The 24,997-nt window shown below is 43.4% G+C and carries 28 protein-coding genes and 2 pseudogenes; 19 read left to right on the forward strand and 11 right to left on the reverse strand.

The window, feature by feature from the left end; translation table 11 throughout:
• Positions 1-64: 64 nt before the first annotated feature.
• The 6 genes from IPJ02_13640 to IPJ02_13665 all read left to right on the forward strand — a co-directional run bounded on the left by IPJ02_13640 (position 65) and on the right by IPJ02_13665 (position 5,283).
• A complete protein-coding gene (locus tag IPJ02_13640; GenBank protein ID MBK7376554.1) occupies positions 65-322 on the forward strand; it encodes an acyl-CoA-binding protein in 258 nt (85 codons plus the stop codon).
• Between the two features lie 24 nt (positions 323-346).
• Positions 347-1,444 (forward strand): Nif3-like dinuclear metal center hexameric protein, encoded by a 1,098-nt coding sequence (locus IPJ02_13645; GenBank protein ID MBK7376555.1) that lies wholly within the window; start codon positions 347-349, stop codon positions 1,442-1,444.
• Between the two features lie 25 nt (positions 1,445-1,469).
• Positions 1,470-2,225, forward strand: a complete 756-nt coding sequence (locus IPJ02_13650; GenBank protein ID MBK7376556.1) for a hypothetical protein — start codon at positions 1,470-1,472, stop codon at positions 2,223-2,225.
• Between the two features lie 306 nt (positions 2,226-2,531).
• The gene (gene recN / locus IPJ02_13655; protein ID MBK7376557.1) at positions 2,532-4,190 is read left to right on the forward strand and encodes a DNA repair protein RecN; all 1,659 of its coding nucleotides are present in this window, start codon (positions 2,532-2,534) and stop codon (positions 4,188-4,190) included.
• A gap of 19 nt (positions 4,191-4,209) precedes the next feature.
• Positions 4,210-4,419, forward strand: a complete 210-nt coding sequence (locus IPJ02_13660; protein ID MBK7376558.1) for a hypothetical protein — start codon at positions 4,210-4,212, stop codon at positions 4,417-4,419.
• Positions 4,420-4,458: 39 nt separating this feature from the next.
• Positions 4,459-5,283 carry an enoyl-ACP reductase gene (locus IPJ02_13665; GenBank protein ID MBK7376559.1) on the forward strand — a complete coding sequence of 275 codons (825 nt, stop codon included), beginning with the start codon at positions 4,459-4,461 and terminating at the stop codon, positions 5,281-5,283.
• Between the two features lie 155 nt (positions 5,284-5,438).
• Here the strand turns inward: IPJ02_13665 and IPJ02_13670 are convergent, their stop codons facing one another.
• Positions 5,439-5,660 (reverse strand): DUF2795 domain-containing protein, encoded by a 222-nt coding sequence (locus tag IPJ02_13670; protein MBK7376560.1) that lies wholly within the window; start codon positions 5,658-5,660, stop codon positions 5,439-5,441.
• A gap of 162 nt (positions 5,661-5,822) precedes the next feature.
• Here IPJ02_13670 and IPJ02_13675 point away from each other — a divergent pair, with 162 nt between their 5' ends.
• The gene (locus IPJ02_13675; GenBank protein MBK7376561.1) at positions 5,823-6,473 is read left to right on the forward strand and encodes an ABC transporter ATP-binding protein; all 651 of its coding nucleotides are present in this window, start codon (positions 5,823-5,825) and stop codon (positions 6,471-6,473) included.
• On the opposite strand, the gene IPJ02_13680 is transcribed toward IPJ02_13675, so the two are convergent.
• The 3 genes from IPJ02_13680 to gatC form a co-directional block, all read right to left on the reverse strand.
• The gene (locus tag IPJ02_13680) at positions 6,466-7,029 is read right to left on the reverse strand and encodes a cob(I)yrinic acid a,c-diamide adenosyltransferase (GenBank protein ID MBK7376562.1); all 564 of its coding nucleotides are present in this window, start codon (positions 7,027-7,029) and stop codon (positions 6,466-6,468) included. The two genes, IPJ02_13675 and IPJ02_13680, sit on opposite strands and share 8 nt — an antisense overlap.
• A 68-nt stretch (positions 7,030-7,097) precedes the next feature.
• Complete coding sequence (locus tag IPJ02_13685) at positions 7,098-7,802, reverse strand: ABC transporter ATP-binding protein (GenBank protein MBK7376563.1); 705 nt, start codon at positions 7,800-7,802, stop codon at positions 7,098-7,100.
• A 71-nt stretch (positions 7,803-7,873) separates the two neighbouring features.
• On the reverse strand, positions 7,874-8,164 hold the full coding sequence (gene gatC, locus IPJ02_13690; GenBank protein ID MBK7376564.1) for an Asp-tRNA(Asn)/Glu-tRNA(Gln) amidotransferase subunit GatC: 291 nt from the start codon (positions 8,162-8,164) through the stop codon (positions 7,874-7,876).
• A gap of 146 nt (positions 8,165-8,310) precedes the next feature.
• On the opposite strand from gatC, the gene trpS reads away from it, so the two are divergent.
• Both trpS and IPJ02_13700 read left to right on the forward strand, forming a co-directional pair.
• The gene (trpS, locus tag IPJ02_13695; GenBank protein ID MBK7376565.1) at positions 8,311-9,315 is read left to right on the forward strand and encodes a tryptophan--tRNA ligase; all 1,005 of its coding nucleotides are present in this window, start codon (positions 8,311-8,313) and stop codon (positions 9,313-9,315) included.
• A gap of 133 nt (positions 9,316-9,448) precedes the next feature.
• Positions 9,449-10,084, forward strand: coding sequence for a deoxynucleoside kinase (locus IPJ02_13700; protein MBK7376566.1), 636 nt, complete (start codon positions 9,449-9,451; stop codon positions 10,082-10,084).
• A gap of 6 nt (positions 10,085-10,090) precedes the next feature.
• Here IPJ02_13700 and IPJ02_13705 read toward each other — a convergent pair whose 3' ends face one another.
• The 3 genes from IPJ02_13705 to IPJ02_13715 form a co-directional block, all read right to left on the reverse strand.
• A complete protein-coding gene (locus tag IPJ02_13705) occupies positions 10,091-10,741 on the reverse strand; it encodes a response regulator transcription factor (protein ID MBK7376567.1) in 651 nt (216 codons plus the stop codon).
• A 123-nt stretch (positions 10,742-10,864) separates the two neighbouring features.
• Positions 10,865-11,692: a two-component sensor histidine kinase gene (locus IPJ02_13710; protein MBK7376568.1), complete on the reverse strand. Its 828-nt coding sequence runs from the start codon at positions 11,690-11,692 to the stop codon at positions 10,865-10,867.
• A gap of 14 nt (positions 11,693-11,706) precedes the next feature.
• Positions 11,707-12,000, reverse strand: a complete 294-nt coding sequence (locus IPJ02_13715) for a hypothetical protein (GenBank protein ID MBK7376569.1) — start codon at positions 11,998-12,000, stop codon at positions 11,707-11,709.
• A 1,333-nt stretch (positions 12,001-13,333) separates the two neighbouring features.
• Between IPJ02_13715 and IPJ02_13720 the strand changes: the two genes are divergently transcribed.
• Positions 13,334-13,999: a response regulator transcription factor gene (locus IPJ02_13720; protein MBK7376570.1), complete on the forward strand. Its 666-nt coding sequence runs from the start codon at positions 13,334-13,336 to the stop codon at positions 13,997-13,999.
• Positions 14,000-14,001: 2 nt separating this feature from the next.
• Here IPJ02_13720 and IPJ02_13725 read toward each other — a convergent pair whose 3' ends face one another.
• Together IPJ02_13725 and IPJ02_13730 are read right to left on the reverse strand one after the other, a co-directional pair.
• Complete coding sequence (locus IPJ02_13725) at positions 14,002-14,664, reverse strand: response regulator transcription factor (protein ID MBK7376571.1); 663 nt, start codon at positions 14,662-14,664, stop codon at positions 14,002-14,004.
• A complete protein-coding gene (locus IPJ02_13730; GenBank protein ID MBK7376572.1) occupies positions 14,642-15,262 on the reverse strand; it encodes a sensor histidine kinase in 621 nt (206 codons plus the stop codon). The genes IPJ02_13725 and IPJ02_13730 overlap by 23 nt, the downstream gene beginning before the upstream one ends.
• 1,132 nt (positions 15,263-16,394) lie before the next feature.
• Between IPJ02_13730 and IPJ02_13735 the strand changes: the two genes are divergently transcribed.
• From IPJ02_13735 to IPJ02_13755, 5 genes and pseudogenes are all read left to right on the forward strand, one after another.
• Entirely contained in the window at positions 16,395-16,916 is a 522-nt protein-coding gene (locus IPJ02_13735; protein MBK7376573.1) for a hypothetical protein, read from the forward strand.
• Between the two features lie 398 nt (positions 16,917-17,314).
• Positions 17,315-18,115: a hypothetical protein gene (locus IPJ02_13740; GenBank protein ID MBK7376574.1), complete on the forward strand. Its 801-nt coding sequence runs from the start codon at positions 17,315-17,317 to the stop codon at positions 18,113-18,115.
• A 192-nt stretch (positions 18,116-18,307) separates the two neighbouring features.
• Positions 18,308-18,987: pseudogene (locus tag IPJ02_13745) on the forward strand (response regulator transcription factor).
• Positions 18,988-19,103: 116 nt separating this feature from the next.
• Positions 19,104-19,946: an aminotransferase class IV family protein gene (locus tag IPJ02_13750; GenBank protein MBK7376575.1), complete on the forward strand. Its 843-nt coding sequence runs from the start codon at positions 19,104-19,106 to the stop codon at positions 19,944-19,946.
• Positions 19,947-19,983: 37 nt separating this feature from the next.
• A complete protein-coding gene (locus IPJ02_13755; protein ID MBK7376576.1) occupies positions 19,984-21,312 on the forward strand; it encodes a deoxyribodipyrimidine photo-lyase in 1,329 nt (442 codons plus the stop codon).
• Here IPJ02_13755 and IPJ02_13760 read toward each other — a convergent pair.
• Positions 21,302-22,141, reverse strand: a complete 840-nt coding sequence (locus tag IPJ02_13760) for a 1,4-dihydroxy-6-naphthoate synthase (protein MBK7376577.1) — start codon at positions 22,139-22,141, stop codon at positions 21,302-21,304. The two genes, IPJ02_13755 and IPJ02_13760, sit on opposite strands and share 11 nt — an antisense overlap.
• Before the next feature lie 52 nt (positions 22,142-22,193).
• The gene (gene mqnB / locus IPJ02_13765; protein ID MBK7376578.1) at positions 22,194-22,850 is read right to left on the reverse strand and encodes a futalosine hydrolase; all 657 of its coding nucleotides are present in this window, start codon (positions 22,848-22,850) and stop codon (positions 22,194-22,196) included.
• Positions 22,851-22,896: 46 nt separating this feature from the next.
• Here mqnB and IPJ02_13770 point away from each other — a divergent pair.
• The 4 genes and pseudogenes from IPJ02_13770 to IPJ02_13785 all read left to right on the forward strand — a co-directional run bounded on the left by IPJ02_13770 (position 22,897) and on the right by IPJ02_13785 (position 24,975).
• Positions 22,897-23,305: pseudogene (locus IPJ02_13770) on the forward strand (6-carboxytetrahydropterin synthase).
• A gap of 169 nt (positions 23,306-23,474) precedes the next feature.
• Positions 23,475-23,891, forward strand: a complete 417-nt coding sequence (locus IPJ02_13775; protein MBK7376579.1) for a 6-carboxytetrahydropterin synthase — start codon at positions 23,475-23,477, stop codon at positions 23,889-23,891.
• A gap of 40 nt (positions 23,892-23,931) precedes the next feature.
• A complete protein-coding gene (folE, locus tag IPJ02_13780; protein MBK7376580.1) occupies positions 23,932-24,528 on the forward strand; it encodes a GTP cyclohydrolase I FolE in 597 nt (198 codons plus the stop codon).
• A gap of 69 nt (positions 24,529-24,597) precedes the next feature.
• Positions 24,598-24,975, forward strand: a complete 378-nt coding sequence (locus IPJ02_13785; GenBank protein MBK7376581.1) for a four helix bundle protein — start codon at positions 24,598-24,600, stop codon at positions 24,973-24,975.
• Positions 24,976-24,997: the final 22 nt, after the last annotated feature.

Below are 24,997 nucleotides of genomic sequence, written 5' to 3' on the forward strand. Positions count from 1 at the left end.
ACCTGATTGTTGTTTTCCGGTGCAACTTAATTCCCTTTCCGTAGCTTCGCAAAAAAATACTCTAATGGAACTGAAAGAACAATTTGAAAAAGCAGTAACGGAAAGCAAGCAGTTATCTGAGAAACCTTCCAACGAAACATTGCTGCAGTTATATTCATTGTACAAGCAGTCTACCGAAGGCGATGTAAGCGGTGAAGCGCCATCCAATCCTTTCGACTTTGTGAACAAGGCAAAATACGATGCATGGTCCTCTTTAAAGGGAAAGGCTTCCGGGGATGCCATGAAGGAATACGTGGAACTGGTGAATAAACTGAAAGGATAAGGACCACTTTTTAAACCCGGCAGGATGAAGATACAGGAGATCATAGCTGTTTTAGAATCAGCGGCACCGCCAGCGCTGCAGGAGGGTTATGATAATGCCGGCTTGCTCACCGGCAAAGCTGCCTGGGATTGCAGCGGCATCATAATTACCCTGGATGCGACCGAAGACGTGGTGCTGGAAGCCATCGAAAAGAAATGCAACCTCATTGTAGCCCATCATCCTATTATCTTCGGCGGACTGAAAAAGATAAATGGTAAGAATTATGTGGAGCGTACGGTCATTGCTGCCATTAAAAACGATATTGCCATTTACGCCATCCATACCAACCTCGATAATGTGCTGCATGGGGTGAATGCCGCCATTGCTGATAAACTCGGGTTGATAAACCGAATGGTTCTTCAACCAAAGAATGCCATCCTGAAAAAACTGTACACGTTCGTTCCGGTGGATCATGCGGAAGAAGTGCGTTCAGCAATTTTTGCTGCCGGCGCCGGGCATATCAGCAGGTACAGCGAATGCAGTTTCAATACAAAAGGGGAGGGCACTTTTAAACCCGGTGAAGGAACCAATCCTTTCGCCGGTAACATTGGCCAACGGCATACGGAAGAGGAGATCAGGATGGAAATGATCTATCCTGCCTGGCTGGAAAAAAAGATACTCCTTGCCATGATGGCCACCCATCCCTATGAGGAAGTGGCTTACGACATTATTGGACTGGAGAACCAGGACCCAGGTACCGGCAGCGGGCTGGTAGGCGAACTGGTAAATCCACTGCTGGAGGAAGTGTTTCTGCAACTGCTGAAGGCACAATTCGGCCTCTCGGTGATCCGGCATACCCCCCTGCTGGGCAAACCGGTTAAAAAAGTGGCCCTTTGCGGAGGGGCCGGGGCCTTCCTGGTAGGAGCTGCAACAGCGGCTGGTGCTGACTTCTACATAACCGGCGACGTTAAGTACCACGAGTTTTTTGATGCCAATGGTCGGTTGGTCATAGCCGATATCGGCCACTACGAGAGCGAACAGTATACTACGGACCTTTTGTTTGACATTTTGACCCAAAAATTCCCTACCTTTGCCGTCCTTAAAACAGGGGTAAAAACCAACCCGGTGCGTTACTTCCTGTAATTTTTAAAATAAACTTCAAATACAAATGGCCGCCGTTAAAGAATTCTCAATCGAAGAAAAATTAAGCGCATTGGTTCTTTTACAAAAAATTGACTGTAAGCTGGACGAGATCCAGATCCTGAAAGGGGAACTTCCCATGGAAGTGAAAGACCTGGAAGATGAGATCGAAGGCCTGCACGCCAAGCAGACAAGGGTAGAAGAGGAGATAAACGGGATCCAGGAATTCATTGAACAGAAGAAGAACGGCATCAAGGAAGCAGAAGCCCTCATTAAGAAATACGAGAAGCAGAGTGAGAACGTAAAGAACAACCGTGAGTTTGAGGCCATCAACAAGGAAATTGAAATGCAGACGCTGGAAGTGAAGCTCTGCGAAAAACATATCAAGGACGCCACCGAGGAAATCGCTGAAAAAGCAAAGCAGCTGGAACTGGCTAAAAAGGCAGTGAGCAACAAAGAAGCGAACCTGTCTGGTAAAAAAGGCGAACTGGAGAAGATCATTGCCGAAACAGAAAAGGAAGAAAAGCATTATAACAAAGATGCAGACGCTGCCCGTAAACACGCCGACGAACGCCTGCTGATGAGCTACGACCGTATCCGTAAGAACTACCGCAACGGCCTGGCCGTGGTAGCCGTGGAAAGGGATAGCTGCGGTGGATGCTTCCACGCCATTCCTCCGCAAAAGCAGAGCGAAATAAAACTGCGCAAAAAGATCATGGTTTGTGAGAACTGCGGGCGTATCCTCGTTGATTCTGACCTGAATGATTCTGTGGTGGTGAAATAAAAAGCCGATACGGGATACAGGATACAAGATACTGGATGCTCAACTCCCTTTAGGGATGAGGGCGATACAAGATACGGGAGTCCACGATTTGTGGGCTCTTTTATGGTCAGCGTCGTCTGACCACAAATCATGGTCTGGCGCCCCGTCTGACCATTTTATTTTTATACCCAAGCATACACAAACTTATTTCGCAATGTAAACAATGGCCCTTTGTGTTCACTGTGAAAAAAACTCAGTGCCTATGTGGTAAAAATCCTCCAAAATGCTCTGCTAAATTCACTAATTTGCTGCTTCTGCAAAAGAACCATGCTACGCAAACTGCACATACAGAACTATGCCATCATCCACGAACTGGAAATTGAATTCTCCGGCAAACTGAATATCATCACCGGTGAAACAGGAGCAGGTAAAAGTATCCTGGTGGGAGCGCTCAACCTGGTACTGGGCGAAAGGGCCGATACCACCGTATTGCAGGACAAGGAAAAGAAGTGCTTTGTGGAAGCGGAGTTTGATGCTGAAGGTAAAGAAGCCATCCTTGATTTCTTAAAAGAGAATGACCTGGATACCGGGGAAGAACTGGTGATACGCCGGGAAATAGCCCCGAATGGCAAATCCAGGGCATTTGTGAATGATACGCCTGTTAACCTGAACCAGTTGAGATCCCTCAGCCTGGTGCTGGTTGACCTGCACCAGCAGTTTGATACCCTTGAACTGAATTCGGTGGGTTTTCAGCAGGAGGTGCTGGATGCACTGGCAGGTAACAGTGAACTGCTGAAAGGATACAGGAAAGTCTTTCATTCCTTTCAACTGTCAAAGAAGGAACTGGAAGCCCTGCAGTCACAGCAAACTGCAGCCAACGCAGCACTGGATTATAACCGGTTTTTGTTTGATGAGCTGGAGGAAGCTGGTTTTAAGGAAAATGAACTGGAGGAACTGGATGCCGAATTAAGGCTGCTGAACAATGCGGAAAATGTAAAATTGCAGTTGAGCGGCATCTGTTATGAACTGAAAGAAAGCGAACAACCGGTTGTTCAGCAGTTAAAGTCCCTGCAAAACAAACTGCATTCGCTGGATGAATACCATTCCGGTATTGCGGCGCTGGCCAAACGTCTGCAAAGCGCCCAACTGGAGTTGCAGGATATTGCCGATGAACTGGAACACATCAATAACAGTGTTCATTACAGCGCCGAACGGATCCAGTTTGTGAACGACCGCATATCGGTTGGCTATAAACTGCAGAAGAAGCATGGGGTAAACAGCACCAACGAATTGCTGCAGATCAGAACTGACCTGCAGCAGAAACTGGATTATATTCTAAACATCGGGGAAGCCATCGGGCAAAAGGAAAAAGAGACCAACGAATTGCTGAAACAGTCTGAACAACTGGCAATGACCATTTCAGCAAACCGGGAAAAAGCAACCAAACCGTTCATTGAAAATGTGAATGCACTGCTGGCAAAAGTGGGTATGCCCAATGCAAGGTTTAAGGCGGAGGTTGGCCACCTGGACAGTCTTACTGAAAACGGGGCAGATAAGATCGGATTCCTGTTTGATGCAAATAAAAGCAACCGGTTTGAACCCCTGTATAAAGTAGCCAGCGGTGGTGAATTAAGCCGCCTGATGCTTTGTATAAAATCACTTGTTGCCCGTAAACTGCAACTGCCCACCCTGATATTTGATGAAATTGATACCGGCATCAGCGGAGAAGCGGCCAGGCAGGTAGGTAATATCATGAAGGAACTAACTGTTTCCCACCAATTGATATCGATCACACACCAGCCGCAGATAGCCGCAAGGGCCGATGCCCATTATTTTGTGTACAAGGCCATCCGCAATGACAAGATCGTTACATCCATCCGGCTGCTCAGCAATGATGAACGCATCACCAGCATTGCCCAGATGCTGGGAGGAGAAAAACCTACGGCTGCCGCCTTGCAGAATGCGAGGGAGATGGTGGGAAATTGATCATTGTAAAATATCAGCATTGTACAACCCGCGAGTCTTACTGCTTATTCTCACCGCAACCATCCTGGCTTATCTTACGCATGTTTTATTGAAAAGAATGATCGATCCGAAGCGTTCTGTGGCATTCTTCATCATGTATGTATTGGCTCACCTGGCATGCATTGTGGTATGGGTATTTATTTTCGGCCTGGTATTAAATCACTATAAAGATTTTTTCTTTAAAAGATAAGATTGTTATTTTTACCCCTAAATCACTAAACAGGCTACTATGTCTCATAATCTGCTGAAAGGAAAAAAAGGAATCATATTCGGTGCGCTGGATGAACGGTCCATTGCCTGGCGAACGGCGCTGAAATGCCATGAAGAAGGGGCCGAACTGGTGCTTACCAATGCGCCGGTTGCCATGCGTATGGGGGAGATCAATAAACTGGCCGAAGTGGTTAAAGCGCCCGTTATTCCCTGTGACGTAAGCAGCAATGAAGACGTAGCCAACCTGCTCACCAGATCCATGGAGCATTTTGGCGGCGGCGTTGATTTTATCCTGCACTCCATCGGCATGAGCATAAATGTGCGCAAAGGAAAGCACTATACCGAGATCGATTATGGTTTCAATTCCAAGTCACTTGATATTTCAGCAGTAAGCCTGCACCGGGTACTTGCCACGGCTATGAAGATGGATGCGATCAATGAATGGGGCAGCGTGGTAGCGCTAACGTATATTGCTGCACAGCGTGTATTCCCGGATTATAATGAAATGGCGGATGCAAAGGCCTTGCTGGAAAGTATCACCCGGAGTTTTGGGTATCATTACGGGGTTAAAAAACACGTTCGGGTAAATACCATCTCTCAATCGCCGGTACGTACCACGGCCGGGAGCGGGGTAAAAGGATTTGATGGTTTCATGGATTATGCTGAGAAAATGAGTCCCTTGGGCAATGCCAGTTCAGACGAGTGTGCCAATTATTGCGTGATGATGTTCAGCGACCTGACCCGGAAAGTAACCATGCAGAATCTCTTCCACGATGGTGGGTTCTCTTTTACCGGGGTTACCGAGGCCGTGATCGAGAAGATGGAAACCCCCTCCGCCCCCTAAAGGGGGGAACCTGGAGTTCAAGATCTTAAACAATTCACGAAAATAAAAAAGTGAGAGCCTTTCAAAAATTGAAAGGCTCTCACTTTTTAAACAATATCAGGCTATAAAATTTTCAGACTCTAAGTTTCCCCCTTTAGGGGGCGGAGGGGGGTGGGTCAATATTCATCTTCATTAAAGAAGAAGTCTTCCTGGCTCGGGTAATCGGGCCATATATCTTCCAGGCCTTCATACATCTCCCCCTCATCTTCCAGTTCCTGTAAATTCTCCACTACTTCAATCGGGGCGCCGCTACGGATCGAATAATCGATCAGTTCATCTTTTGTGGCAGGCCAGGGGGCATCTTCCAAATGAGAGGCTAATTCTAAGGTCCAAAACATCTTCTAAAGGGTTTATTTTTTTGCAAATGTATAGGTTCGTACGAAATAACCAAAAGTGTTTTTTAAACGGCTTTTTCCGGAATTTATTTTATCAGACATGCTATTTAGCCCGGGGCTTGTGCCGTGCAGCCAAAACTTGCAATTATTAGCTATTTTCGGGGTATGTTAACCGCAACAGATATTCATAAACAATACGGTAACCTGGCAGTGCTCAAGGGTGTTGATATATCCATTAACAAGGGCGAGATCGTAAGCATTGTTGGTTCATCCGGCGCCGGAAAGAGCACCCTGCTGCATATCCTGGGCACTTTGGACAAAGCAGACAAGGGAAATATCGTTTTGAATGATCAGCACATTGAGACCCTTTCCGGGAAAAAGCTGGCTGCTTTCCGGAACAAGCATATCGGGTTCGTTTTCCAGTTTCATCATCTTTTACCGGAATTTACCGCATTGGAGAATGTTTGTATCCCGGGCTGGGTTGCCGGTACTAAAAAGAAAGAAGTGGTAATAAAAGCAACGGAATTGTTGAAAACTTTAGGACTTGGCGACAGGGTGGATAACAAACCCCAGCAACTTTCAGGCGGTGAACAGCAACGGGTAGCGGTAGCAAGAGCGCTGGTAAACGGGCCGGCCATTGTTATGGCCGATGAGCCCACAGGGAACCTCGATAGTGCCAATGCCCGGGAACTTCACCAGTTGTTCATTGACCTGCGGAACCGTTTTGATCAGACATTCCTGATTGTAACACATAATGAAGAGTTGGCAAAAATGAGTGACCGGGTATTGCACATGAAAGACGGGAGGATCATTTAACCCTCGGTTTCCAGGGAATATCTTCTACTCCCGATAAATGCCCGGCATACCTGGCCAATACAAAAAGATAATCGCTCAGGCGGTTCAGGTATTTTATCACAAGCGGCTCTACAAAAAGTTCATGCTCCTGCATATTTACACAAAGCCTTTCGGCACGGCGGCATACGCACCTGGTAACATGTGTTGTGGAAATGGCTGTATGTCCGCCCGGAAGAATAAAAGATCTCATCGGGGTAAGTTCGTCATTCATCGTATCAATTTCCCTTTCCAGCAGTTCGATATCGGTTTCTTCCAGGTCGGGTATTTTCAATAAAGGTTCTTTGTCCGGATCACAGGCCAGGGAAGACCCAATGGTGAACAGGCGGTCCTGTATCTCTTTCAGGATATTCTTTGAATGTTCATGCGTAAGCTGGTCGGCAGTTAAGCCAATAAAGGAATTCAGCTCATCGATCGTGCCGTATGCTTCAATGCGGATATTGCTTTTGGCAACCTTGGTGCCTCCGATCAGACTGGTTTTTCCCAGGTCTCCGGTCTTGGTATATATTTTAATGGCCATGTTGTATCCTGCTTTTGGTATGTAAAGCAACAAAAATTACCGGGATTAGTTTAGTGCAAGGCAATTAATCAGGCTGGAACGGCAGCCGACAGTGGATTTTCATTCACTTTGTCGCTTTCAATGACCCCGTCCCTCAGCCGGATGACCCGGTGGGCATAGTGCGAAATATCTTCTTCGTGTGTGACCAGGATGACGGTATTTCCATCTATATGGATCTTACTCAGTATCTCCATGATCTCGTAAGAGGTTTTTGAATCCAGGTTACCGGTTGGTTCATCTGCTAAAATAATAGAGGGGTTGTTTATCAATGCCCGGGCAATGGCAACCCGCTGGGCTTGTCCGCCACTCAGTTCGTTGGGCTTATGGTGGCTGCGGTCATCAAGTTTTACCTTTTTCAGAACTTCCATTGCCCTTTCCTGTCTTTCTTTTCTGCCTACACCACTGTAAACGAGCGGGAGTGCCACATTTTCTGCTGCTGTCAGCCGGGGCAATAAATTGAACTGCTGAAAAACGAAACCGATCTCCTTGTTGCGCACTTCGGCCAGGTCATTATCGGGCATGCGGCTTACGTCTTTCCCATTCAGAAGATATTTTCCGCCGGAGGGGCTGTCGAGGCAGCCCAGGATATTCATGAGCGTTGATTTCCCTGAACCGCTTGGTCCCATCAGGGCTACATACTCATTCTTGAAAATGTCCAGGGAAATACCTTTTAATACCTGAAGCTCGTGCTTGCCCAGGTAGTAACTCTTGCGGATATTCTCGAGATGAATGATGCTTTGCATGCTGTTAATTCGTTGATCTGTTAATTGGTTAATCCGTTAGTAGATACGTGTATACTGATTAACTACTTTTTAATGACTTTGGGCACTTTAAAAAAATGTTCATCATGGACAGCGGCATTTTTTAAACCATCTTCCCTGGAAATACTTCCTTTTACTTCATCGGCCCGCAGGATGTTCAGGTTATCGCTCATGTGCAACAAAGGCTCAACACCGGTGGTATCCAGTTCGTTCAGTTTGTCGACAAACCGGATCATTTTCTGCAGGTCATTCCGGATGGCAGCCTTCCCGGTGTCGTCAAATTTCAGCCGGGCCAGGTGAGCCAGTTTATCCACCAACGCGTCGTTTACTTCCATAAAACAAATATAGGTCAGTTTTGGCTTTACTGGTTTTGCTTTTTATTTGAACGGCAGCTAATTTTTAGAGCGCCAATGACCATTCACTATCGACTTTCGTTATCTTCGCCATCCGACAGTGTAAGACGAAACTGTGGCAAAGTTTTATGGAAAAGAAGAAAGAAATAGTAATGAGTGGGATCCGCCCCACCGGTTTTTTGCACCTGGGAAATTATTTCGGGGCTATCCGTAACTATGTGAAAATGCAGGAGGAATTTGAATGTTATTTCATGGTTGCCGACCTGCATTCATTGACCACCCACCCGGATACGAAGGAACTGAGATCAAATGTTCACCGGGTATTGGCCGAAAATATCGCCTCCGGGCTCGACCCGGATAAAGTGGCATTGTATTGCCAGAGCCATGTACCTGAAACGGCGGAGCTTTATCTCTACCTGAATATGATGGCCTATAAAGGGGAACTGGAAAAAACAACCACCTTCAAAGATAAAGTGCGGCTGAACCCGCAAAATGTAAACGCCGGGTTACTGACCTATCCCGTTTTAATGGCTTCAGACATCCTTCTGCATCGTGCCCGGTATGTACCGGTAGGTAAAGACCAGGAGCAGCACCTGGAAATGGCCCGTACATTCGCCAACCGGTTCAATCACCGTTATGGCGAGGTTTTCCCGGAGCCACTGGCATTTAATTTTAACCAGGAACTGGTTAAAGTGCCAAGCCTTGACGGGGCAGGCAAAATGAGCAAAAGCGAAAACCAGATGGCGACCTTATACCTTGCGGATGATGATGAACTGATCCGGAAAAAAGTGATGAAGGCAAAGACCGACAGCGGTCCAACAGAACCCGGTTCCCCCAAGCCCGATTATATCGAGAACATCTTTTTATTGATGAAACTAGTGAGCAGTGCAGATGTGATGCAAAAATTTGAAGCGGATTATAACAACTGCAGTATCCGTTACGGGGATATGAAAAAGCAGCTTGCCGAAGATATGGTTGGCTTCATAGCTCCCATAAGAAACAAGGTAGATGCTATTCTGAATGATGAAAAGGGGCTTAAGCAGATCATGGAACAGGGTGCAGAAAAAGCCAACAAAAGCGCCCATGCCACGATGAAACTGGTGCGGGAAGCGATGGGGTTAAAGTATTATTGACCCCCGTTCTCCAGAGGGAATAAAAGGAGAAAATATATTTGTGATATTGCTAAGTTTGCATACTTTCAAACATTAATATCAGGTAAACGGGCAAGAATTTTATTAACTAAAGTTTCCCTTTAGGGGATAGGGCATGGCAAAGACAAAAAAACCAAAGCATATTGCAGTGGCCGGGAATATTGGAGCCGGTAAGACGACCTTGACGGAAATGCTGAGCAAGCATTACAAGTGGATCCCCCAGTTTGAAGACGTGGATCATAACCCGTATCTGAATGATTTTTATGAAGACATGCCCCGCTGGAGTTTCAACCTGCAGATATTCTTCCTGAACAGCCGCCTTAATCAATTACTGGAAATTCACCGGGGTACTGAAACGGTGATCCAGGACAGGACCATTTATGAGGATGCGAATATTTTTGCTCCCAACCTGCATGATATGGGTTTGATGAGCAAACGGGATTTTGATAACTATTATAAGTTTTTCGAGACATTAAAAACAATGGTGCAGCCGCCGGACCTGCTGATCTACCTGAAAGCCTCCGTACCTACGCTGGTGGCACAAATACAAAAGCGGGGCAGGGAATATGAAGAGAACATCCGGCTGGATTATTTAAAAAAGCTGAATGAGTTCTATAATAACTGGATCGATAATTACAAAGAAGGCCCTTTACTGATCGTTGATGCGGATAAGAATAAATTTGCAGAAAATGAGGAACACCTTGGGCAGGTGATCACCAATATAGATTCTACTTTATTTGGGTTGTTTTAAGCGGTACTAGTCTATCAGCGAATTCTTCATGGCATAGAACACCAGTCCTACAGAGTTCTTAACGCCAAACCGTTCCATCAGCCTGTCTTTGATCGCTTCTACTGTCCGGGCGCTGATATCCATTTTTGCGGCGATTTCGGCTGCTGTAAATTCCATGCAGACCAGGGTAAGCACCTCTTTTTCCCGTTCGCTCAATACCACTTCCGATGTAAGGGTAGGATTGAATTTCTGTTTGGAGTAATTCTTTTTGATGAGTACCTTATTCACAAATGGGTTCAGGTAGAACCCGGTCCGCATTACATCTATAATGGCTTTTTTGATCTCAGACGGTTCGGTGCTTTTGAGAAGGTAGCCGGCAGCACCACAGTCCATTAAATGCCCCACAAAACGCTCATCTTCGTACATGGTAAGAATGATGACCCGGATATTGGGGTAGTTCTTGGTAATGAGTTTGGTGGTATCGATGCCATCCTTTACAGGCATTTTCAGGTCGCATAGGATCACATCAGGCTGGGCTTCCGGTATCCTCGCAAGCAGGTCTTCCCCGTTATCGGCTTCCATAACGAACTTGATATTGGTATAAGACCGCATGGAAAGGATCACTCCTTTCCTGAAGATCTTGTGGTCATCCGCAATGGCAACTTTTATTTCATTCATAATTACGGCAGTGTCGTAAAATTAAGAAAAGAAAATTCAAATTCACCCGTAAATAAGTGATTAGCCGGTGTAAATGTTCCGGTTGAAGATCAATCCGGCCAAAATCATGCCTGAACCGGGTATTTAAATGGCTGGTTCCCGGGGAATTTCTATGGTTACCTTGTAATAGGTATGGCTTGGATCAATTTCAAAGAATATCCTTCCGTTGAGGACTTTGATACGGCTGGCAATGTTTTTTAAACCAAGCCCAAGCGTGCTGTGGTTCAGTTTTTCAAAATCGGCCTGTACGATACCGGTACCATCGTGATGAATACGGAAATACATTTTTTTGCCGCTCACATTCTGTGTCAGGTGAATGAAGCCGGCATTGCTGTGTTTAAGGATATTATTTACCAGTTCCTGTATGATCCGGAAGACCAGCAGTTCCTGTTCCACTTTCAGGCGGGTGCGGTAATCATGAAAACGTGCGCTTGCGTTCAGGCTTCCGCTGGCGCCGATCTTCTGGAACAGGTCGGTAGAAGCGCTTTCCAGTCCGAAATTCTTAAGGGTGGGGGGCATCAGGCTGTGACTGATATTACGGATCAGCAGGATGGCGTCATCCAGTATCTGTTTGGCGCTGAAAATACTTTGTAATTGCTGGGCTTTTTCCTGGTTTACCAGGTTCTCATTCAGGTAAAGCCGGGCGGTGGCCAGCAATGGGCCGGCATCATCATGCAGGTCGGCAGCAATGCGGTTACGCTCTTCTTCCTGGAAGCGTATGGAGGCATTTAACAGTATCTGTTGCTTCTCTTCCTCTAATTTCTTTAACTGGCTGTTATACCGGATCACTTTGCGCTGGTGGAAAATTACGAAACCCACAATGGCTATGGCAAGAGTGAGCATGCCCAAAGTTCCTAGAAATAAAGTTGTGTTTATTCCTGCAGAATTATTGGTCGCTTGTAAAAAATACATTGTAGGTTTTGCTATTATGGTTTGTTCTTAATAGGATGAAAATTGTCTAAATCGATATCTAAAGGAAGGTGAGGAGCAGATACAGGTTCATTATTTTCTTTAATAATTATAGAAATAGATAAAAGTATATTTTTAATCACGGTAACAGTTGTGTAAATAATAATATATTGTTTCCTAAATGTTTCATCATTAAAACTGTTCATGGAATATAGAAACAAAAAGAAATTTCCGGAAAAATTGATAATGAATGCGACGGATACCCAAAATATAGCTTTTTGATATATTGGCTCAAAAAGCATTTCTTGCATTACCTCAAAAAAATAATAAATAATGAAAAGAAGTAAAACAATATATTCAACGCTAAGGGGTACAAAAGGTAATCCGGAGACTTTCTCAGTTAAAAAGTCATAAGCACAAAATATGGTAAATGGTATAGAAGAGAATAATAAAATTTTCTTAATTATCTCATTCTTTACATGTAAGGAAAAGAAATATGCAAGTAAGCAATATTCAAATATATTATAAATTCTTACTACGAAATAATAACTAAATCTGTCGTCGTATATATATCGGAAAGTATAACCGATTATTACAAGCAATGAAACTGTTAATGCATACAAAAAAAATACCTTCTTCTTTTTTGTAATTATTTGCTTATAATAAATTAGGCAAAAAAGAAAAGGTAATAATTCAGAAGCAAAAGTAATATATCTAAGACTTTGTGAAATAAAAAATGATTATTTTATCAAAAATAACCATTGGATTTTGAAATCAAAAATATTAATTGCTTCAAACGCTTAAGCAAAGCACTCAACCAGTAAATCGATAATTCCGTAAATCATAATAATTTAGTTTTAAGGTTTCTAAGTAATTTGAGATGTAAACTTCTCCCAAAAGCTAAACCTTAGCAACCCCCTAGGTCATAGGACATTCCTGTTAAATCATGTCAAATTCAATGCCAGAAAGGGTTTGGAAATAATATGTTAGTAAATTAACTTCAAAATTTAGGGTAAATATACTAAAATAAAATAGTAAAATTACTATGGAGTAAATCGTAACTTTACCATAGCAATTTTACTATCGGGTTATGGGGGTTTACGCGGAGGCCCCTATGAAGTTAATTAGGTGGTTTCCAGGATACCGGATCAAACAGGGTTTCTGTAATACCGGGCTCTTACTCATGCTTGTAAAAGCCCGAATAGTTGTTTTTCAGTATTTTATATTGGATCCAAACGGAATTTTTAAAGAAAAGTTGATTGACACTGGCAACACAAGCACAAACAGGTTCTTCGTTGGATAATTGGAAATTTTCTTAATTTCTATTGGATATTTGGATATAAAACAGGTAGTGAACCAATGTCAATCAACTGGTACAAAAGTATATAGGCTCGGGGTTCTGTGAAAGAGCATTTGTGCCCTATTTTGCAATTGTAATATTTACTTTCTGAACGGGTATAAGTACAGGATGGGCAGGTAGATCAACGATGAAGTTGGCTAGTAAAATTACTAAGTATTTTTTCGCGTTCTTTTGAAAATCAATTAATTATGGAATAGGCCCCGTGTGTTTTTTTGGCCAAATTGCTGAAATAAGATGAAAATTGTAACTTGAGCAGGATTTACTAACCCCCCTTAGAGAATACCATGCGTAACGACCACATCATTAAGATCGCGATAGCCGATGACCACAAGATCTTCCGTGACGGCATTAAAATGGCCCTCTCCGGAAAGGAGAACCTGAAAATGCTTTGGGAAGCCGAGGACGGGAAGGACATGATGCATAAGATCGCTATTAAAAAGCCGGAAGTGTTGCTGATGGATATAAGGATGCCCGAAATTGACGGGATCAACGCCATCCAGCTCATCCGGAAGGAATACGAGGACATCAAGATCATTGTACTTACCATGTACGACGACCAGCAAATGATCAGCAAGATGATGGAAATGGGGGCAAATGCCTACCTCACCAAAACCACGGATCCCGAAGAGATATACGAGGCCATTCTCACCTGCATGAACGATGATTTTTATTTCAATGAACTGGTCAACAAGGCCGTGATGGGTAAACTGATGCAGAAGAAAAACGTGCGGCAGCATTACGGCAGCAATACCCCTGTTCACTTCAACGAAAAGGAACTCAAGATCTTAAAACTGCTGGCCGAGGATAAAACAACAGAGGAGATCTCCAAGATCATCTTTCTCAGCCCCCGCACCATTGAAACCATACGCCAGAACATGAAGACCAAGGTGGATGCCAAGACCATCGGTGGACTGATCATGTACGGCATGCGTAATAAGCTCATCGAATAGATCTAAAAGATCACAATCCCGTTCCTGATGGCATAGATGGCCAGTCCCACCCTGCTTTTTACATCCAGTTTATCGAATAAGGCATCCCGGTACGTGTCTATATTCCTGGGGGTCATGTGCATGGCATGGGCAATTTCCTTATAGGTCATATCGGTGCAAACCAGTCTCAGGAATCTGATCTCCGTATCATTCAGGATCGCATTTTCGATCGGTGATCTCTTTTCCTGGTTCTTCCGGAATAAAGAAGCGATCTTGCCGGTTGTCCGGTTGGAATAATAATACTCTCCTGCCGATACCGTCAGTAAGGCATTTCTCAGTTCGGAAGGATGGATATCTTTTTTAAGGAAGCCGTTCACGCCAATACGCAGGAGCCGTATCAGCGCCATTTCACTGTCGTACATGGTCAGGATCATTACTTTTATTTCCGGGTGATTTTCCTGCAGCCATTCCGATGTCTCATAGCCGTCTGATCCGGGCATGTTCAGGTCCATGAGGATAATATCAGGCCGGTTGCCGTTTCCGATCGCCTGTTTTACTTCTTCCCCGTTGCCGGCCGTGGCAATGACCCGGAACTCATCAAAACTATTGATAAGATTCGCCAGGGCATCCCGGAGCAGGATATGGTCGTCGGCAAGGATGAGTTTATATGGGATTGTTTCTTTCATAAAGTGGTATTTCAATTTTTATCTGCGTGGATACATCCGGGGTACTGCTGATCACCAGGTTGCCTTTTAATGCAGCGGCCCGCTTTTTCATGTTCGGCAAACCGGTTCCAAAGGAATGCTCACCGGTGTAAAAACCTTTCCCATCGTCCTTGATGATCATCGTCAATGAACAGTTGTCATAATGTAAAAGTATATCTATGGCAGAAGCGCCGGCATGTTTTATAATATTGTTCAATGCTTCCTGTGCAATACGGAAAAGGACCAGTTCGGTATTGGCATCCAGGAAAACAGGATTTCCGGTTACAGAAAAGTCAATTGTATACTTACCCGATTTTATCAATTGGGCCGCTTCAAATTCCAGCGCCTTGATCAGGCCATTGTTTAAGAGGATATCACTGTTCATGCTCCGGCTGATATCGCTCAGGTCGTTTATAGCTTCAGAAATCATGTTTACAGAATCGTTGACCTGCAAATTGGCCTGGTCAATATTACTGTAACTAAGTGTATTTAAATGAAGTTTAGCCAATGTGAGTTTCTGGCCAATGTTATCGTGGATCTCCCTGGAAATATTCTGAAAGGTCTGTTCCTGTATTTCCAACTGGGATTGGAGAAGGGAATTCTGATGGGATATTTTAAGTGCTTCGAGATCCTTGAAATAAGCATTTTGTTTCTGCTGGTAACGGTAAATGATTACTGTAATAAATACAACCAAGCAAAGAATCAGAATTACTGAAATTATAATAAATACCACTAAAAATTCTGTGGGTGCTTTAAGCATAAATAACTTTTTATAATAAAAAGATAAAGGACTATACGGCCATATTTGCAATTGAAAAGATTTGTAATCGTAAATTAATAATGTGCTGATCCCTAGGAAAAAATGAAATTAGAGAATTTACAGGGAAGCCAATAGAAGATGAGTAAAATATTCCCATGACTATCCAAAAAGCGGAAGATTTTACAAGCACTAATGTTGGCTTATTTGTCATTAGATCTCTGATATAGAGAAAACAAAGAGCAAGAAAAAATAAATTAGGTATAATTGCGGGTCTAATTTCAGTGTTTGTTAGTCTGACATTAATTATCAAGATACATTGCAAGAGTACTGATAAAAATAGAAGCAATTTTACTTTCTTTACAAATTTCGAAATCTTAAGTATCTCAAGAAAGAATAAACCAAGCATTAAGCACTGAAGTAATAATAATAGCTGTTCAATGTAGATTGAAATTTTCTTATTAAAAAGCCAAGCAGTACTATTGCTTTTGATAGTGTTGGCTGATAATAAAAGTCCCAATATAATAAATAGAAAATGTATTTAAAATAGAAGGGTTTTTCTTTTTTTGAAAAAAAAATGGCTACGAAAAATGCCATTAAAATTACACCTGTGCCAAATAATACTATGATATAATGTAGTTTCAAATTGCTTTTTTTTCTCCACAATACTACTCATCTTTCCGAATAGTTTTTCTTGGAAAATCCCCCTTTTTTCTGTTGTTTTTCCCTTTTATTTAAAAATCAGGGTTGTCATTTTTGCTGCAGATTTTAATCCGTACCCCCTTTATGAAGCAATTGAACCTTGCAATAAGAGGCAAACCGCCGCCTTAACCCCTTTATCAGGTAAAGGCGGAATTATTTCTGACACAGCGCCTTAAATACTGGAGGTAAGACACAGCGTTGAACTGTGTACGGGGCAAAGGCCTCTTCAACTTAATGATAAAACCGTATTAAAATGAAAAAGAGTATAAGCGTATTCATTGCCACTGTGATCCTGGCGATTTCAGCCTACTGCCAGGATTTTGTTGCCCCCACGTGCACATGCACTGCTCCCAGCAATTCAACATGCACCTCCAATTGCCTGTTCAGCGATTGCTGTATCTGCTGGAATCCGAACACGCAGACCGGTGCCTGTGGTTGTTATTGGGGTGTTGCAACCTGCACAAATCAAAACAATACGAATCCTAGCCTGGTCAGTACTTCAAATTTTGGCGTGTTAAATCCGGATGCCAGGATCCGGTTCTCATTTGAAAAGTTCAACCTTCTTTTTGATTTCTTCCGGGGCAAGGGAATAAAATCAGACTTACTGGAAAACACATTTCTGAACATCCGGTCCCGCTATGTTCTGACCGGCCAGAAAATTTCAATTGATAATTCTGATTTTTCACAGATCCTGGCAGCGTATTCAAATTTGATCGATTCACTCAGTGTAAAACAAAAGGAGGAGTTGAATACCTATATAAAATCGTTAACCTGAGCATATGTTTATCCTTGACATCAGTCTTCCCGGCTTTGCTGTTACATTCCTTACGACACTGGTCATCGTGGTCATTTATTTAATAGCGGGGAATCCGTTTAAAAAAAGGAAATGAGTCAGCAGGAAATAAACATCGGGATGTGGCGGCCGGAATCAAAACTAACTCCTGTTATTCATTGTTGCGCCCGGATCTTGCATGAATAATGCAATGGGATCCGGTTCAGGATCGTGCCATTATTGACTAAGCTATTCAGCTGCAATTTAAATAGGTTTAACAGGCTGGTTCAGGGATAAAATGCTCTCAAGGTCCTTGCAGCTAGTTCACAGAAATCAATTCATTATGGCAGGGTGGTATGGAGTCCTGTATCGCCCTGCCTTTTAAGAATTTATCTCAGGATATGAATAAATTCATCTGTCTTTCTATTATTCAGATTCTTGTTTGTTCCTTTATGTTTTGTCAGATACCGGAGAAAAAGCGGGATAGCCTTATTGTAAACCGTGATCACAAGCCTGAGATCTTTACATCTGGTTTTATAGACATCGTAAATAATGGACAGGTTAATGCATCTGCCCGCTTTATCCGGTTGTTTATCGGCGAGCCGGGTAAATTTGCATTTCCTCTTTCGATATATGGCGGGGTCTCCAACAATAATTTTCAGAATCAAAGTAATTCAGGGGGGTTACAAAGAAGTAATGATCATTTGGTCAGCCAGTATATCAACCCGCTTAGCGGGTTGGTAAATATTTCTGTTGACGGAATAATCTATTTCAGGCGTACACAAAAACCTACCAGAACAGGCTTTTTGTACCATGTGGGAGGACGGGTGCTCACTGGATACAGGGCCGGGCAAATGACAGATCCCCAAACCGGCAGACCAACCAATTATTTAAATAGTTTTATATCATCCGGACTGTATTTTCAAACGGGGGCGTGGGAAAGGAATAATGCCAAAAATGTAGGTGTTTTCTGGACGACAGTAAGGTATATGGCCTGCTATACCAATCCAAAACACATTAAAGAGTTTTTGCCGGCAATCAACACGAACGGCCTGTATCATGGATACTCAATAGGTTTTGGTGTGGAAATAAATAACCTGGTAAACCTGAAAGTGATCTATTACAGGTACATCAGGCAACCTGAAATTGATTATTCCCTTCCGATCTATCAATTCTCTTTCAATTATTTCCTGAAAAACTGAGTACCTTTATGCTTACAACAGATGTAGTCCTTTTCCTATAGAATTCAGTAAAGGTAAACCACGCGGAAGATTTCGTAAAAACCCCATCTCCAACATAGGGTAATTACACGCTTTATTATCTCTGGATATAATTTGAACTTGCGGCCTACGTTATAATGGGGTATTCGTAACCCCTAAATGCCAAATAATATGATGCCGAATGAAAATATGAGTGAGCCTATCAAGGTTATTATTGCCGATGATCATGTGCTGTACCGGGCGGGCGTTAAAACGGCCTTAAGTGCCAAAAAAGACGTAAAAGTGATCGGGGAGGCTGATAACGGGATGCATTTGCTGAACATGCTTAAAATGATCAGGCCGGATGTTATCCTCCTGGATATACAGATGCCCATCATGGATGGGATCACGGCCCTGCCCGAAATAAAGAAACTTTACCCCGATGTACGGGTCATCATGCTTACCATGATGGACGATCACAGCATGATCACAAAACTCATGGAGATAGGTGCCAACAGCTACCTCACCAAGACCAGCGACAGCGAGATCATTTACGAAGCCATTAAAACATGCTTCGAACAGGAATATTACTTTAATTCCTTACCAACAAAGCCCCTGCTTACCAACCTTAAGCAAAAAATGATGCGTTGCCCCGGCTCCTGCAGCAGGAAGCCCATTTGAATGAAAAGGAGATCCTTATACTGAAATTAATGTGCGAGGAAAAGAGTACCAAGGAGATCGCAGATATTGTTGATCTGAGTCCCCGTACCGTAGAAGCAATAAGGGATAAGCTGAAAGTAAAGACCGGTGCAAAAAGCACAGCCGGTTTGATCATGTATGCCGTAAAACATAATATTCTGGACGAAAGCCATTGATGCGTTTTCGTTTTAATTCTGGTCTCTAAAACTGTAATGAAGAATTGCCCCCGGTTTACCGGGGGCTTTGTTTTGTGGCGGCAATGGACAGCAAAAGGTTGTAGTATATTTGTCAAATGGAATATTTCAGTTACAACGGTAAATTATTTGAGGAAAACAGGAACGTTATCGGGGCAAACAGCAGGGGGTTAAGATATGGGGACGGATTGTTTGAAACAATAAAAAGCCATAAAGGGCAACTGCTTTTTGCTGATGATCATTTTGAACGCATGTGGAATGGATTAGATCAGCTGCAGTTCAGGATACCGGTCCATTTAACAGCCGGTAAATTGAAAACAGAGATCCTTGAACTCCTGGAAAAAAACAGGCACAAAGAACTGGCAAGGATCAGGCTTTGCCTCTTCCGGGGTAATGGCGGCCTATATGATGAAATAAACCATAACCCGGAATATCTTATTCAAACCTGGGCCTTGCCAGACAACGCAGGTCAATGGAACAGCAATGGATTGACCATGGGCATTTATTCTGAAGCAAGAAAAAGCAGGGACTGCCTCGCTAACCTGAAACACAATAATTTTTTGCCTTATGTAATGGCAGCCCTGCATGCTAAAAAACAAAAATGGAACGATGCGGTGGTACTGAATGATGCCGGAAGAATATGCGATACTTCCATAGCCAATATTTTTCTGATCAAAGACGAAGTGATCAGCACCGTGCCGCTGGATGAGGGTTGTATAGCAGGGGTTACCCGGAAAAACGTAATAAAACTCCTTGCTGAAAATGATATCAGGGTCCGGGAAGCCCCCATCCGTGTTGAAGAACTGCTGGATGCGGATGAAGTGTTCCTGACCAATTCCATATCCAATATCCGCTGGGTACAAAGCATGGGGGATAAAAAATATTCCAACCGCTATACCCGGGAAATTTATTCAGGTATATTCTCAACCATTTTGAAATAAGGCTGTTTATATCCTGAAATAAATGCCCGCCAGGGATATGCAGCCCATCAATATTTTTTGGTTTCGCCGGGACCTACGGCTTGAAGATAATACAGGGCTATACCATGCATTGAGGTCAGGCAAACCGGTTTTACCCGTTTTTGTCTTTGATAAGAACATCCTGGATAAACTGGAGAATAAGACCGACCGTCGGGTGGAGTTTATACATGCTGCACTTGAAGAATTACAGTCTGCCCTGGTGAAAATGGGGTCTTCCCTGGAAGTGATCCATTCCACACCCCAGGAAGCTTTTAGGCAACTACTTGCCAGGTACAGGGTTGAACAGGTTTTTACCAATCACGATTATGAGCCTTATGCAACAGAAAGAGATGCTGGCATCGCAGAATTGCTGGATGAACAGGGGGTTCGTATGTGTACCTTTAAGGACCAGGTGATCTTTGAAAATGATGAAGTGATTAAGGACGATGGTAAACCCTATACTGTTTTTACTCCCTACAGTAAAAAATGGAAGTCACGATTAACGGATGATCATTTCAGGTCTTACCCGACCAAAAACTACTTTAATAACTTTTATAAACAGGATCCCATACCCGTTCCGGATCTGAGATCCATCGGATTTATAGGGTCACGGGTTGTATTCCCGTCTAAAGACCTGGATGAACAACTGGTGAAAAAATACCAGGATCAAAGAAACTTTCCGGCGGTAAATGGTACTTCTAAACTAAGTGTTCATCTTCGATTCGGTACCGTAAGCATCCGGCAGCTGGTACAAAGAAGTGTGGGCCTGAGTGAGACTTTCCTGAATGAACTTATATGGCGTGACTTTTACCATATGATACTCTGGCATTTTCCGCAGGTAGGTACCGGCAAGGCTTTTAAACCGGAGTATGACCAAATTGAATGGCGAAAGGACAACGGCGAATTTGATAGCTGGTGTAAGGGACAAACCGGGTATCCCATTGTGGATGCAGGCATGCGGGAGTTGAATGAGACCGGCTTCATGCACAACCGGGTTCGGATGATCGTCGCTTCTTTCTTAACGAAGCACTTATTGCTGGATTGGCGTTTGGGGGAAGCGTACTTCGCAGAAAAATTACTGGACTTCGACCTGGCCGCCAACAACGGTGGCTGGCAATGGGCAGCCGGAAGCGGTTGTGATGCAGCGCCATACTTCCGGATATTCAATCCCTACCTGCAAACACAGAAATTCGATCCTGAACTTGTGTATATAAAAAAATGGGTTCCGGAACTAAATGAATTCAGTTATCCAAAGCCGGTCGTTGAACATGATCTTGCAAGAAAGCGTTGCCTGGAAGTTTATGGTAAGGCATTAAAGAAAGATATGACTGTTGGACTCAGGGATTAGTATCATCTAAAAAGACATTGCCGGTTACAGGAACGCCCTTGTTGATTCGTGCGGATACTTCCAATAATTTATTAACTGCCTTTTTTCCCTCTGTTCCCAGGTTAAGGGAGTACTTATTCACATACAGGTCAATGTGCTTTCGCATTACTTCCTCACTCATTTCCTGTGCATGCATCCGGATATAATCATTCAGCTGCGGATATTGTGTGTATGCATATTCAATACTTTTCATGATCAGCCAGTTCACTTCCTGCTGAACAGCCTGGTCAGTATCCCGTTTAATTACGATGCCGCCAAGAGGAATGGCATTGCCTGTTTCTTTCTCCCAGTGATCACCCAGGTCTGTTATTTTTTCCAGTCCTTTTGCTGCATAGGTAAACCTGTTTTCGTGAATGATGACCCCCGGGCCTTTACCTTCCAGTACAAAATCCTCTATCTTATCATACCGTAAAAAGACCTTTTTTTTTGCATCGGGATACGCCAGCGAGAACAACAAATGGGCGGTTGTATTTTCGCCGGGTATTGCGATGGTACAATCTTCGATTTTTCCGGTTTTGAATGCTGCATTTTTAATGAACAAGGGTCCAACACCCCTTCCCAAAGCGCTGCCACTGTTCAATAAGATATATTTATCCAGCACCAATGGCAATACGCCGTAGCTCAGTTTAGTGATATCCAGTTTGCCTTCCATAGCCCATTCATTCAGGGTTTGTACATCTTCAAGCACTGCGTCAACCTCCAGGCCTCCGGTATCGATCTTATTATTTACCAGTGCATCAAAAATAAATGTATCGTTGGGACAGGGTGAAAAGCCTAAAGTAAGTTTCATTAAGATTATGTTTTATACCCCTTTAGGGGATGGGGGTTAATCCGTTAATCCGTTAATCCGTTAATCCGTGAATTAGTTTCAATAATTCTGTATTCAGGTTATCTATCGCCTCTTTCATCTTCCACTTTGTCTTATCTCTTTCTCCCACTAAATTGGATACCGATCTTAGCTGCAGGAAGGGAATATTCTCCTGCAAACAAATATAATGCAGGGCAGCTCCTTCCATCGACTCGATACCGGCATTAAAATGCTTTACAAGCTGCTGCTTTTGTAATAAGCTGTCGCTTACCTTATTTACTGTAACCGCTGATACAACTTCCAGAGTTGTTTGTTGCATCAGTTTACTGTTATTTACAAGCCAGCCGTTTGTAAAAGGAAATTCATTCTTGTCAGCAAGGCCCGATTCAAACAAGGGTATAAAATTCTCCTTCTCTTCTGCTCCCAGGTCGGCAAATGTATCCTGCTTCACCAGTACCACCTGCCCCAACCGGACCCCGGAATTAAATGTACCGGCAATGCCGGCCTGGATGATCAGGTCATAGTCTATTTGCTGCATCCTTTTCTGCAGGTGATACATGGCAGCAGGTACCCCCACACCCGAAACCAGTATATCTGTTCCGGTATTGGCATCTGAGAATGGCTTGATCTCCTGCTCGGTTGCGGATAGTAATAAGATCTGCATGGGGCAAATTTCGTGTTTACGCTTCATATTTCAGGATTTTGCAGCTACCTTTGCCGAAATTTTGGAGATTTAAATGGTTTACATCACACGGACGGAACATTTTAATGCGGCTCATAAACTGTACAATCCCAACTGGAGCAGGGAAAAGAATGAGGAAGTATTTGGCAGGTGCGCCAATGAGAACTGGCACGGACATAATTTTGAATTGCATGTGACCATAAAGGGCGACCCGGACCCGGATACCGGTTTTGTTTATGATGTGAAAAAACTGAGTGATCATCAACGAACACGTAATTGAAAAACTTGACCATAAGAACCTGAACCTGGACGTGGATTTCATGGCCGGCAAAATGTGTTCGATCGAAAACCTGGTGATCGGGATATGGGATCAACTGGTACCACACCTGCCCAAGGGGGTTCAGCTCCATTGCCTCAAACTGAGGGAAACTCCCAAGATATATACCGAGTACTACGGAGATTAATTTTTTCTTTGCTGCAAACAATTCTTAACTTTATTTGTAATTAGCTTCAATAGCCGGTGTGTTTTGAACAGCAGACTTCTGTTTCAGCCGCCTGCCACATTGCACCTGATTAAACGGAAATATTTTCAGATTTTTCAGAGACAAGGGGCCCGCATCAATAGTGTTTAATATGAGTGAAAAAGTAGCTGTTTACCGTAAAGAGCATTTCAATGCAGCCCACCGGCTGTACAACCCGGCATGGGATGAAGCAACCAACGATAGGGTGTTTGGTAAATGCAATAACCCGAACTTTCATGGGCATAATTATGAACTGATCGTGAAACTGGTTGGCGAACCGGACCCTGCCACGGGTTATGTATACGACCTGAAACGGCTGAGTGACCTGGTCAGGTCAACGGTTATTGACCGTTTTGATCACAAAAACCTGAATGAGGACCTGGTAGAATTCAGGAACCTGAACCCTACCGCAGAAAACATAGTAGTTGTTATCTATAAAATATTAAGGGCAAAGATCGACCCGAAATACGACCTGCACGTGCGGCTTTATGAAACCGAACGGAATTTTGTGGAATACCCTGCGAACTAACAACAGGCAAACTTGTTTAACAGGCATTAAAGTAAAATAAATGGCTTATAAGAAGATCGAGCAGTATGATGATGCAACCACATCCGGGCTCATGAAGAATTACCGGAGTACCTTGCAATTGCTGGGAGAAGATCCGGACAGGGAAGGATTGCTGAAAACCCCTGAACGCCTGGCACAGGCCATGCAGTTCCTTACACAGGGATATGGCATTGATGCAAACGAGATACTGAATTCAGCCAAGTTTCATGAAGAGGTCAGCGAAATGGTGATCGTGAAGGATATTGAATTGTACAGCATGTGCGAGCACCACATGCTGCCCTTTTATGGGAAAGCACATGTGGCTTATATTCCCAATGGATACATTACCGGGCTGAGCAAGATCGCACGGGTGGTGGATGCGTACAGCCGCCGCCTGCAGGTACAGGAACGATTGACACACCAGATACTGAATTCGATAAAGGAAACACTGCAGCCATTAGGTGTTGCAGTGGTCATTGAAGCATCGCACCTGTGCATGATGATGCGGGGAGTGGAGAAACAAAATTCGGTTACGACCACATCCGCATTCTGGGGTGAGTTTGAAAAGAATGAGACCCGCAGTGAGTTTGTGAAACTGATCAGCGCCAAACTGCACTAAGTTTATTTGTTTATTAGTTTACCCGTTTATTTGTCGTTAGAACTTTTTAACTTCAGATAAACTTTTTTTATGCATACCCTTGAAGATCTGGAAGTTTATGACCTTTCCCAGGATTTTAGTGACCCGATATGGTTTATGGTAGATAAATGGGAAAATTTTGCGAAGTTTGGTATTGGGAAACAAATGACTGCAGCAGCAGATTCTATTTCAGCGAATAAAGCAGAAGGATATGGACGTTTTTTTATAAAAGAGAATATTAATTTTTGCTTTTACAGCAGGGGTTCAATTTTGGAGACAAAAAACTGGCTGCAAAAATCGGCCAGAAGAAATTTAGTTGATAAAGAAGAATATGATATTCTGGTGAATCTTTTGGAAATAATCCATGAAAAATTGAACGGGTATATCAAAGTACTGAAAGAGAATCTGAATAAACAAAAAAAGGACTGATCTCCAAACGAATAAACCAATA

The sequence above is a fragment of the Chitinophagaceae bacterium genome, assembly GCA_016710165.1.
In the GTDB taxonomy this organism is placed as follows: Bacteria; Bacteroidota; Bacteroidia; order Chitinophagales; family Chitinophagaceae; genus Ferruginibacter.

Bases quoted from the DNA above. Each gene is read 5' to 3' on its own strand.
- IPJ02_13640 (MBK7376554.1), top strand. From the start codon at position 65: ATGGAACTGAAAGAACAATTTGAAAAAGCAGTAACGGAAAGCAAGCAG.
- IPJ02_13645 (MBK7376555.1), top strand. From the start codon at position 347: ATGAAGATACAGGAGATCATAGCTGTTTTAGAATCAGCGGCACCGCCA.
- IPJ02_13650 (MBK7376556.1), top strand. From the start codon at position 1,470: ATGGCCGCCGTTAAAGAATTCTCAATCGAAGAAAAATTAAGCGCATTG.
- recN (MBK7376557.1), top strand. From the start codon at position 2,532: ATGCTACGCAAACTGCACATACAGAACTATGCCATCATCCACGAACTG.
- IPJ02_13665 (MBK7376559.1), top strand. From the start codon at position 4,459: ATGTCTCATAATCTGCTGAAAGGAAAAAAAGGAATCATATTCGGTGCG.
- IPJ02_13670 (MBK7376560.1), bottom strand. From the start codon at position 5,660: ATGTTTTGGACCTTAGAATTAGCCTCTCATTTGGAAGATGCCCCCTGG.
- IPJ02_13675 (MBK7376561.1), top strand. From the start codon at position 5,823: ATGTTAACCGCAACAGATATTCATAAACAATACGGTAACCTGGCAGTG.
- IPJ02_13680 (MBK7376562.1), bottom strand. From the start codon at position 7,029: ATGGCCATTAAAATATATACCAAGACCGGAGACCTGGGAAAAACCAGT.
- gatC (MBK7376564.1), bottom strand. From the start codon at position 8,164: ATGGAAGTAAACGACGCGTTGGTGGATAAACTGGCTCACCTGGCCCGG.
- trpS (MBK7376565.1), top strand. From the start codon at position 8,311: ATGGAAAAGAAGAAAGAAATAGTAATGAGTGGGATCCGCCCCACCGGT.
- IPJ02_13700 (MBK7376566.1), top strand. From the start codon at position 9,449: ATGGCAAAGACAAAAAAACCAAAGCATATTGCAGTGGCCGGGAATATT.
- IPJ02_13705 (MBK7376567.1), bottom strand. From the start codon at position 10,741: ATGAATGAAATAAAAGTTGCCATTGCGGATGACCACAAGATCTTCAGG.
- IPJ02_13710 (MBK7376568.1), bottom strand. From the start codon at position 11,692: ATGTATTTTTTACAAGCGACCAATAATTCTGCAGGAATAAACACAACT.
- IPJ02_13715 (MBK7376569.1), bottom strand. From the start codon at position 12,000: ATGCAAGAAATGCTTTTTGAGCCAATATATCAAAAAGCTATATTTTGG.
- IPJ02_13720 (MBK7376570.1), top strand. From the start codon at position 13,334: ATGCGTAACGACCACATCATTAAGATCGCGATAGCCGATGACCACAAG.
- IPJ02_13725 (MBK7376571.1), bottom strand. From the start codon at position 14,664: ATGAAAGAAACAATCCCATATAAACTCATCCTTGCCGACGACCATATC.
- IPJ02_13735 (MBK7376573.1), top strand. From the start codon at position 16,395: ATGAAAAAGAGTATAAGCGTATTCATTGCCACTGTGATCCTGGCGATT.
- IPJ02_13740 (MBK7376574.1), top strand. From the start codon at position 17,315: ATGAATAAATTCATCTGTCTTTCTATTATTCAGATTCTTGTTTGTTCC.
- IPJ02_13750 (MBK7376575.1), top strand. From the start codon at position 19,104: ATGGAATATTTCAGTTACAACGGTAAATTATTTGAGGAAAACAGGAAC.
- IPJ02_13755 (MBK7376576.1), top strand. From the start codon at position 19,984: ATGCAGCCCATCAATATTTTTTGGTTTCGCCGGGACCTACGGCTTGAA.
- IPJ02_13760 (MBK7376577.1), bottom strand. From the start codon at position 22,141: ATGAAACTTACTTTAGGCTTTTCACCCTGTCCCAACGATACATTTATT.
- mqnB (MBK7376578.1), bottom strand. From the start codon at position 22,850: ATGAAGCGTAAACACGAAATTTGCCCCATGCAGATCTTATTACTATCC.
- IPJ02_13775 (MBK7376579.1), top strand. From the start codon at position 23,475: ATGAGTGAAAAAGTAGCTGTTTACCGTAAAGAGCATTTCAATGCAGCC.
- folE (MBK7376580.1), top strand. From the start codon at position 23,932: ATGGCTTATAAGAAGATCGAGCAGTATGATGATGCAACCACATCCGGG.
- IPJ02_13785 (MBK7376581.1), top strand. From the start codon at position 24,598: ATGCATACCCTTGAAGATCTGGAAGTTTATGACCTTTCCCAGGATTTT.